The organism is Rhodovarius lipocyclicus (assembly GCF_009900765.1).
In the GTDB taxonomy this organism is placed as follows: Bacteria; Pseudomonadota; Alphaproteobacteria; order Acetobacterales; family Acetobacteraceae; genus Rhodovarius; species Rhodovarius lipocyclicus.
In genome coordinates this window covers 1-8,987 of the sequence record NZ_JAAABL010000078.1, presented here as the reverse complement: position 1 = coordinate 8,987, position 8,987 = coordinate 1, and the positions used below count along the sequence as shown (strand labels likewise).

The 8,987-nt window shown below is 70.4% G+C and carries 7 protein-coding genes; 3 read left to right on the top strand and 4 right to left on the bottom strand.

The genetic code is table 11. From position 1 onward, the window contains the following. Nucleotides 1–147 precede the first annotated feature (147 nt). Nucleotides 148–753, bottom strand: coding sequence for a cupin domain-containing protein (locus GT007_RS21840; RefSeq protein WP_160123789.1), 606 nt, complete (start codon nt 751–753; stop codon nt 148–150). Nucleotides 754–852: 99 nt separating this feature from the next. Here GT007_RS21840 and GT007_RS21835 point away from each other — a divergent pair, with 99 nt between their 5' ends. Genes GT007_RS21835 through GT007_RS21825 form a run of 3 tightly spaced genes read left to right on the top strand, consistent with a single transcriptional unit; the run spans nt 853 to nt 6,143 of the window. After that, a complete protein-coding gene (locus GT007_RS21835) occupies nt 853–2,868 on the top strand; it encodes a hydantoinase/oxoprolinase family protein (protein WP_160123788.1) in 2,016 nt (671 codons plus the stop codon). A 3-nt stretch (nt 2,869–2,871) separates the two neighbouring features. Then, the gene (locus tag GT007_RS21830; protein WP_160123787.1) at nt 2,872–4,515 is read left to right on the top strand and encodes a hydantoinase B/oxoprolinase family protein; all 1,644 of its coding nucleotides are present in this window, start codon (nt 2,872–2,874) and stop codon (nt 4,513–4,515) included. 59 nt (nt 4,516–4,574) lie between these two features. Next, on the top strand, nt 4,575–6,143 hold the full coding sequence (locus GT007_RS21825) for an ABC transporter substrate-binding protein (RefSeq protein ID WP_160123786.1): 1,569 nt from the start codon (nt 4,575–4,577) through the stop codon (nt 6,141–6,143). A gap of 10 nt (nt 6,144–6,153) precedes the next feature. Here GT007_RS21825 and GT007_RS22680 read toward each other — a convergent pair whose 3' ends face one another. The 3 genes from GT007_RS22680 to GT007_RS21810 form a co-directional block, all read right to left on the bottom strand. Beyond that, on the bottom strand, nt 6,154–7,194 hold the full coding sequence (locus tag GT007_RS22680) for a class I SAM-dependent methyltransferase (protein WP_160123785.1): 1,041 nt from the start codon (nt 7,192–7,194) through the stop codon (nt 6,154–6,156). Between the two features lie 85 nt (nt 7,195–7,279). Further along, nucleotides 7,280–8,485: an MFS transporter gene (locus GT007_RS21815; RefSeq protein ID WP_160123784.1), complete on the bottom strand. Its 1,206-nt coding sequence runs from the start codon at nt 8,483–8,485 to the stop codon at nt 7,280–7,282. Nucleotides 8,486–8,590: 105 nt separating this feature from the next. Then, the coding region (locus tag GT007_RS21810; protein WP_328798968.1) for a tetratricopeptide repeat protein at nt 8,591–8,987 on the bottom strand (397 nt) is incomplete at its 5' end.

Sequence of the window (8,987 nt, the reverse complement as noted above, 5' to 3'; positions counted from 1 at the left end):
CTGTCCATGATCGATACAGGCTTCCAGGGCATCGCTCCGCTCCCGCGAAACTCTCACCCAAAAACCGTCAACCATCTCTCCGAACATCAGTCAGGGATGTGTCCGGTCTGAACAGGGGCGAAGCCCCCGTCGCCTCACATACCCCGATCAGTACAGCGGCGGTGTCACCGCCCACACCACCACGCAGCGCAGGGGGCCGTTGTTCCAGAAGCGGTGTGGCAGGGTGGAGACGAAGCGGAAGGAGTCGCCTGCTTGCAGGGTGCTGGTGGTGCCGTCCACTTCCAGGCCCAGCACGCCTTCGATGACGGTGCCGGCGTCCTCGCCCGCGTGGCTGTAGGGGGCATCGCCGGTGGAGCCGCCGGGCTCGACGGTGATCAGCATCATCTCGATGCTGCCGTCGCCTTCGGGGCTGAGCAATTCCTTGGTGATGCCTTTGGCCGACAGGTCCAGCACGCGGCGCTGGGCGCGGCGCAGCACCCAGGCGGGGCCTTGGGGCGCGCCGCCGGCGTCGCTGAAGAACCAGCCGATCGGCACGGCGAAGATCTCCGCCAGCTTCTGCAGGGAGCGGATGGAGGGCGAGGAAAGGCCGCGCTCGATCTGGCTCAGCATGCCGACGGACAGGCCGCTGCGGGCCGAAAGCTCCTGCAGGGTCCAGGCGCGGCGCTGGCGCATGCCACGCAGGCGCAGGCCCAGCACGGGGGCGGGATCGGGCGCCGCGCCAGCGGGTTCCGGCGGCGGGGTAACGTCAGGCATATCCTCAATCATTGAAAAAATCACCGTGGTATTTTCAATTTGATTGCACAAGGGCGGCACGGCGCTAAGCTACCCTCGGACAGCGCCGGAAAGCAAAACATGCGTGTTGGAATCGAGGTGGGGGGAACCTTCACGGACCTGGTCGCGGTGGACCAGGGCGAGGTGCGCGTCATCAAGGTGCCGTCCACGCCGCGCAGCCCCGATATCGGCGCCTTCAACGCGCTGGGGGCCGCGGGCATCGCGCCGGGGGCGGTGACGGATCTGGTCCATGGTTCGACCGTGGCCACGAACGCCATCCTGGAGCGGCGCGGGGCGAACATTGCCTTCGTCGCCACCAAGGGCTTCCGGGATATCCTGTTCATGCAGCGGCACGACCGCCGCAGCATCTACGACCTGCATTACGCGAAACCCGCCCCCCCGGTGCGCCGGCGCGACTGCTTCGAGGTTGCGGAGCGCATCGGCCCCGATGGCGCCGTGATCGCCCCGCTGGACGAGGCGGCGGTGACGCGAGAGCTGATCCCGGCGCTCGCGGCCGGCGGCTATCAGGCGGTCGCGCTCTGCCTGCTCTCGGCCTATGCCTCCCCGCTGCATGAGATGCGGTTGAAGGAGATGATCGCGGCCGCCCTGCCCGGCCTGTCCATCGCGGCGAGCCATGAGGTGGCGCCGGAATTCCGCGAATTCGAGCGCGCCTCCACCACCGCGCTCTCGGCCTATGTGCAGCCGGTGATCGACGGCTATCTGGACCGCTTCGGGGCGACGCTGGCGGGGGCGGGTTTCACCGGGCATTTCAGCGTCATGCAGTCCAATGGCGGGCGCATGCCGGCCGTGGCCATGCGGCGCAACGCGATCACGGCGCTGCTCTCGGGCCCGGCGGCCGGGGTGGTGGGCGCCATCCGGCAGGCGGCGCGCTCCCAGCGCGGCAATCTCATCACCTTCGACATGGGCGGCACTTCCACCGACGTGGCGCTGGTGCAGGATGGCGAGGCGGCGCTGGCGCCGGAGACCGAGGTGGACGGCCTGCCGATCCGCACCCCGGTGCTGGATATCGTGACGGTGGGTGCGGGCGGCGGCAGCCTGGTCTGGATCGACGATGGCGGCATGCTGCGCGTCGGCCCCCGCAGCGCGGGCGCCGAGCCGGGCCCCGCCTGCTATGGCAAGGGCGGCACCCTGCCGACCGTGACGGACGCGCATGTGGTGCGCGGCACCATCCGCCCCGATGCCTTCCTGGGCGGCGGCATGTCCCTGGATGCCGATGCGGCACACCGCGCCTTCGAGGATGTGGCGAAGCGCCTGGGCACCGATGTGCGCGGGGCGGCGGCGGCCGCGATCCGGCTGGCGGTGGCCAACATCGTGCGCGCCATCCAGCTGGTGTCCACCGAGCGCGGGCGCGACCCGCGCGACTACGCCCTGCTGCCCTTCGGCGGCGCGGGCCCGCTGCTGGCCGCCGAAATCGCCGCGGAGCTGGGCATCCGCGAGATCCTGGTGCCGCCCAACCCGGGGGTGATCTCGGCACTTGGTCTGCTTTCGGCCGATTATGTGAAGCTGCGCGGCATCACCCGCCGCGTGGGGCTGGATGGCGAAACCCCCGCCATCATCGCCGCCGACTGCGCCCGCCTGCGAGAGGCGACGGAGGCGGAATTCACCGCCCTCGGCCTGACCGGCCCGCTGGAGCACAGCCTGGAGCTGGACATGCGCTTCGTCGGCCAGGCTTTCGAGATCCCGGTGCCGGTGGACCCCGGCGAACTGCCGGGCCTGACCGCGGCCGATCTGGCCGAACGCTTCGCCGCCGCACACCAGCGCGTCTATCTGCATGGCGGGGAGCCGGGGCGGAAGGTCGAGCTCGTGGGCCTGCGCTTCGGCGTGCGCCGGCGCCTGGATGCCCTGCCGGAGGTGCGGGAGCGCGCGGCCGGCCTTTCCCGCCCGCCCACCGCCCAGGTGGTGGTGGGGGGTGCCGCCGTGCCCGCCGCGCTGGTCGATGCCGCCACCCTGGCGGTGGATGAAGTCGTCGCCGGCCCCGCGCTGATCGAGGGCTATTCCTCCACCACCTGGGTGCCACCCGGCTGGTCCGGCGCGCGCGACGCCGCCGGCAACATGCTGCTGCGCAAGGAGGGCTGAACCATGGAACTCGACCCCGTCGAATACGCGATCCTCAGCCAATCCGTGATCGCGGCCGCGCGCGAGATGGGCGTGAAGCTCATCCGCTCCGCCTACTCCACCATATTGCGTGAGGCACGGGACGGCTCCGCCGCCCTGCTGGACGCCGAGGGCGGCACGGTCGCCCAGGCGGAGCTGATCCCGATGCAGCTCGGCAGCATCGGCCGCATCTTTCAGCCCTGCGCCGCCATGTTCCCGCCCGAGACGCTGGAGGAAGGCGACTTCCTGGTCATCAACGACCCCTATTCCGGCGGCCAGCACCTGCAGGACGTGTTCTTCTTCCACCCGATCTTCTTCGAGGGCACGGTGATCGGCTTCGCGGCCTCGGTCGCGCATCACCTGGACCTCGGCGGCGGCAGCCCGGGGCTGAACGCCGGCGCGCGCGACCTGTACGCCGAGGGGCTGATCATCCCGCCCATGAAGGTGAACATGAAGCGGGACTGGCATGGCGGCGGCTTCCAGCGGCTGCTGCGGGCCAATGTGCGCGTACCGCAGCAGACCATGGGCGATTTCGACGCGCAGATCGCGGCCAACAACATCGGCGTGCTGCGCATCCAGGAACTCGCCCAGCGCTATGGCGTGGGCAAGGTGAAGGCCACCATGGCCGCCCTGCAGGATTATTCCGAGCGCCGGATGCGGGCCGCGATCGCCGCCGTGCCGGACGGCATCTATCACGGCGAGGCCTTCCTGGACGATGACGGGCTGGGCAGCGGCCCGCTGCCGGTGCGCGCGGCGGTGACCATCGCGGGCGATTCCATCACGGTGGATTTCGCCGGCACCGCCCCGCAGGTGGGCACCAACATCAACGCGCCCTTCGCCTCGGTGATCTCGGCCAGCGTGTCCTGCCTGAAGGCGGCGCTGACCAGCCCGGACATCCCCTTCAACGACGGCTCGCTGCGGCCCATCACCGTCATCGCGCCCAAGGGGTCGCTGCTGAACCCGAACCACCCGGCCCCGGTGCGCGCGCGCATGCTCTCCTGCTCACGCGCCTGGAACGCGGTGATGCAGGCCGTCTCCCAGGCGGCGCCCGAGCGCGTGATCGCCCAGGGCTATGACACCACCACCGCCTTCTGCCTCTCCTGGCTCGGGCCCGCCGGCTGGTCGGTGTATCTGGAGGTCTATGGCGGCGGCTATGGCGCGGGGCTGAACAATGACGGCTGCGACGCGGTGGATAACCCGCTCTCCAACTGCTCCAACACGCCGGTCGAAGCGATGGACCAGGATTTCAGCTTCTTCCGCGTCACCGACTACACGCTGCGCACCGACAGTGCGGGGGTGGGTGCGAGGCGCGGCGGCGCGGGCTTTTCCCGCAGCTATGAGGTGCTGACCGACGGCGCGCTGGTCTCCTACTACTCCGACCGGTTCGTGGGGCGGGCCGCGGGGATTTTCGGCGGCGGGCCGGGCGCCCCGGGCCAATGCGAGGTGCTGCGCGGCGGCGAGACCATCAGCCTGACCAGCAAGGCCAGCTTCCAGCTGCTGAAGGGGGATGTGGTGACCATCAGCCTGGGCGGCGGGGGCGGGTATGGCGCGCCAGGGGACCGGCCGGCGGCGCTGATCCAGCGGGATCTGGAGGATGGGATCATCTCCAGGGAATTGGCGGAGGCCTGAGGGAAGTAGCGCCCCGGGGGCGAAGCCCTCGGGACACGACAACAAGGAGAGGCTCAGACATGAAGCGCAGAACCCTTCTCGCGGCCGGTTTCGCCGCTCCCGCTGTCGGGCATGCCCAGGCGAACCGGGTGTTCCGGTTCAAGCCGAACGCCGACGCCACCATCCTGGACCCGGTGTTCAGCACGGCCTTCGCCACCCGCTACCTGGCGCTGATGAGCTACGACACGCTCTATGGCCTGGACGATGCCCTGAACCCCCACCCGCAGATGGCCGCCGGCCATGTGGTGGGGGATGACGGCAAGCGCTGGACCATCACCCTGCGTGACGGGCTGCGTTTCCATGACGGCACGCCGGTGCTGGCACGGGATTGCGTGGCCAGCATCCGCCGCTGGGGTCGGGTGGATGTGATGGGCCAGTTGCTGATGGCCGTGACCGAAGAAATCTCCGCCCCCTCGGACAAGGAGATCGTCTTCCGCCTCAAGCGCCCCTTCCCGCTGCTGCCCAACGCCCTGGGCAAGAGCACCAGCTACATCCCCGTCATCATGCCAGAGCGCCTGATCGCGGCCGACCCCACCCGGCAGGTGACGGAGGTGGTGGGCAGCGGCCCCTTCCGCTACCTGGCCAATGAGCGGGTGAACGGCGCGCGCTCCGTCTGGGCCAGGTTCGAGGGCTATGTGCCGCGCTCGGGCGGCACGCCGCAATTCACCTCCGGCCCCAAAATCGCGCATCTGGACCGCGTCGAGTGGAACATCATCCCCGACGCCCCCACCGCCGCCGCGGCGCTGATCAGCGGCGAGATCGACTGGTATGAGGATGTGCTGCTGGACCTGGTGCCGGTGCTGCGGCGGGACCGCAATGTGGTGCTCGGCAGCTACAACCCGGCCGGCAACATGGGCATCCTGCGGCTGAACCATCTGCAGCCGCCCTTCGACAAGCCGGCGGTCCGCCGCGCCATACTGGGCGCCATCGACCAGAGCGAGATCATGACAGCCGTCGCCGGCACCGACCGCGGCCTGTGGGATGCGGGGGTGGGGGTGTTCTGCCCCAACTCGCCCATGGCCTCCGACGCCGGGATGTCGGTGCTGACCGCCCCGCGCGACTACGCGAAGGTCCGCCGGGACCTGGCCGCGGCCGGCTACAATGGCGAGAAGATCGGGTTCCTCTCGGCGGCCAATTTCTACACCATGAGCCAGCAGGTGGATGTGGCGGCCGACCAGATGCGCCGCGCGGGGATGAATGTGGAGATCATCCCGGTGGATTTCGGCGTGTGGCTGCAACGCCGCGCCAGCCGCGCCGCCCTGGACCAGGGCGGCTGGAGCTGCACGACCACCCTGCTGCCGGGCCTGGACCTGTGGGACCCGACATCGCATCTGGCGCTGCGCGGCAACGGGCTGAATGCCTGGCCCGGCTGGCCCACCAGCGCCGAGATGGAAACCCTGCGCGACCAATGGGTGGATGCGCCCGACCTGCCGGCACGCCAGGCCCTGGCGCGGCGCATCCAGGAACAGGCGCTGCACGATGTCGCCTATGTGCCCACCGGGCGCTGGAAGGACCTGACGGCCTATCGCCGCAACGTGACCGGCATGCTGCAGGGCATGCCGCTGTTCTATAATTTGCGGAAGGGTTAGGCGGCGCGCGTCAGCGCACCGCCTCCAGCAACAGGACACCGCCGTTGCTGTGGGCCGTGATGCCCGCGCGGTGAGAGGCCAGGAAGGTCATCCAGGCATCGCTGAACCCTGCCTCCCGGCAGCGCCGGAGCAGGTCCCAGCCCGCGACCTGGAAGACCAGCGAACCGGCCTCGGGGTCGGTCGGGTTGCCGTGGTATTCGGGCTCCATCAGGTGCCGCACCTCGCCATTCTCCAGCCGGGCGCGGATCACGGTCTCCTCCCGATCGTGCAGGAACGGCAGGGTGGCTAGCAGCCGTCCGCCCGGCTTCAGCAGCCGCGCGGTATCGGCCAGCGCCGCGTCCTGGTCCGGCACATGCTCCAGCACCTCGTTGGAGATCACGAAGTCGCAGCTCCCCGCGGGCAGGCCGCTCGCCTGGATGTCCACATGCGGAATGGGCCAGATTCGCGCGCGGGTGGCCGGGTCCGGGGCGTATTCCGAACCCATGGCGAACGGAAAACTGCCGCGGATCAGCAAGGCGAAGGGCGTCAGCCCCTCATGCATGTACAGCTTGGTGGTGTGGGGCTCGTAACAGCGCGAGTCGCCGCCGAGAATTTCGAGCACGGCACGCTGGCGGGCATTCAGGCCCAGCGCCAGCAGGCCCTCGCGCGGGTCGTCGCCGTGCATCCCCACATCCGTCGCACCCACCGGGCCGAGGAAACTCGACTCCACACCATGGGCCAAGGCGTACCGGACCACCGAGTCCGTGCCATGGGCGGCACAGGCCAAACCCTGGGGGCTGGCCTGGAAGGACTTCCACTCCTCCAGGCCGCGTAGCCGAAGCCAGGTGTCGTCCGGCGTCGGCGCGGGGGCGGCTGGCGAAGCGGGGGCGGCAAAGCGATCGATGCTCAGCATGCGCTCCAGCCGGCGCACCGGGCCGCCCAGGCGCCACCAGGGTGAGGTCCGGATCGCCTCGATATGCGCGGCCCTGCCCTCGGCCAGCCGGCGCATGTCCTCCGCGTCACGCTCCAGACGCCGCAGATGCGCCTGGCGTGTCTTGATGAAAGGTTCCAACTCGTACGACTCTCACAACCCCGAATTGCAGAAAGACTACCCCACGCGCTGACGTTGGGCAGCCCTTTCCTGCAGGTTTTCCCGCCTACGCCGCCACCCCGGCCGGCGCCGGCGGCCGGCACAGCCAGTTCAGCACCGAGGCCAGCAGCCCCACCAGCACCATCACCGGCCAGAAGGCGGTGAAGTCGCCCGCGATCTCCAGCAGGGCGGCGCCGGAGGCAGCGCCCAGGAAGCCGCCGATCTGGTGGCTGAAGAAGCACACGCCATACAACGCGCCCAGATCCGCCACGCCGAAGCGCCGCGCGATCGCGGCCGAGGTCAGCGGCACCGTGCCCAGCCAGATGAAGCCCATGGTGGCCGCGAAGACCATCGTGCCGATCTCCGTCGGCGTGATCACGGCGAACACCGCGATGGCCAGAGTGCGCGCCATGTAGATCACGCCCAGCGCCGCCTCCGGCCGGACCCGCCCGCTGAGCCAGCCGCAGAACCAGCTGCCGGGAATGTTGAACAGGCCGATCAGCATCAGTGCCGTGGCACCCAACGCCGGCGGCAGGCCGCACAGGGCCAGATGGGTGGGCAGATGGGTGGTCAGGAAGGCGAGTTGGAAACCGCAGGCGAAGAAGCCGCCGGTCAACAGGGCGAAATCCCGGTCCGCCAGCGCGCGGCGCGCCAGGGCCGGCAGCGCCGCCAGCCCGCCCGCGGGCACCCGCCGGGTGGCTGCGTTCCATTCGATACCGCGCGCCAGCGGGATGATGAACAGCGCGGAGACCGCCAGTGTGCCCAGCGCCCCGACGGCGCCGAAGGCCCCCGCCACGTTATAGACCAGCGGCACCATGAAGGCCTGGCCCAGCGAGCCGCCGGCGCTCGCCACGCCGATCATCTCGCCGCGCTTCTCGGGCGGGGCCAGGCGGCCGATCGCGGCCAGCGCCATGCCGGTGCCCGCGCAGGCCACCCCCAGCCCGGAGAACAGGCCGATGCCGAAAATCACCATCGCGTTGGAAGGAAACAGCGCCGGCAGCCCGCAGCCCAGCAGATAGAAGATGCCGCCGAAGGCCATGACCCGGCCGGAGCCATGCTTGTCCGCCAAGGCGCCCGCCGCCGGCTGGGCCAGCCCCCAGACCAGGTTGTGCAGCGCCACCGCCAGCCCGAAGGCCCAGGGCGCCACGCCCTGCTCGGCATTCAGGGGCAGCATCAGCAGCCCATAGGTCTGCCTGATGCCCATGGCGAGCGATGAGGTCAGGGCGGCCGCCAGGATGGCGACCCACAGGATGCGTTTTGCGCTGGCGTTCATGCCCGGAAGTTTTCCGGGCCGAAGAGGACCGGTCCAGTGCGGAAAACGCCGCAACCGTCATGCGCGCGGCGCGGGGCAGGCCCCGGGCGGCGCGTTCAGGTCATGCTACCGGCACTGGGCCCGGGTGCGCACCGCGTTCGCCCGCTCCTGCAGGGGGGCGGGGATGGTGGGGTGGTTGCTGCGCAGGTCGGCCAGCGTGTCGCAGGCCTCGCGCCGGTGGCCCAGCTGCTGGAAGGCATTGGCCAGGCCCACCAGCGCCTCGGGCCCGCGCGGAGTGGCGCGGCCACGGGTGTAGGATTCATTGTAGGCGATCGCGGCATTGCCGAAATCGCGCTTGCCGATCAGCGCATCGCCCAGCAGCAGCTGCGCATTCGCCTGGGAGGAAGCGGCGGCGCGGTTGGCGATCACCTCCCGCGCCGCGGCCTCGGCGGCGGCGTAGTCGCGGCGGCCGAGGGCGGCCTGGCCATCGGCCAGCGCGCGCTGCGGCGGGCGCGGCGCGGCG